1 pseudogene is annotated in these 336 nt (G+C 62.2%); it reads right to left on the bottom strand.

Going from position 1 to position 336, the window contains the following annotated elements:
- Positions 1–320: pseudogene (locus tag EN824_RS33955) on the bottom strand (ABC transporter ATP-binding protein); the annotation flags it as partial.
- Positions 321–336 lie beyond the last annotated feature (16 nt).

Below are 336 nucleotides of genomic sequence, written 5' to 3'. Positions count from 1 at the left end.
TGCTGGTTGAGGAGCGCATGGAACCAGACCGTCACCGGCAGCGCGAAAACCACGATGAAAGCCATGCCGGCGAGCTTCCAGCCCTCGGTCTGCAGGAATGTCTCGCGATTCTGCGCCGACAGCCAGTCGACGATCCGGCCCATGAAGCCGAACATCCAAACCTCGGCAAGGGCGATAGCCGTCACCAGAACCGCGTCCAGCATGATGTAGGGCCAGGCGCCCCGCGTATAATGCACGCAGAAGGCGATCAGCGTCTTCGGCGGCTCGACCGGCTCCGCGGCGGGAAACGGATCGAGCTTGTTTTCAAACCAGCGGAACATTCCAGGCACTCGACTG

It is taken from the genome of Mesorhizobium sp. M8A.F.Ca.ET.181.01.1.1 (assembly GCF_004792025.1).
Taxonomy (GTDB): domain Bacteria; phylum Pseudomonadota; class Alphaproteobacteria; order Rhizobiales; family Rhizobiaceae; genus Mesorhizobium.
Note: the sequence above shows the minus strand (reverse complement) of the source record. Positions and strands in the feature narration are given on the sequence as shown.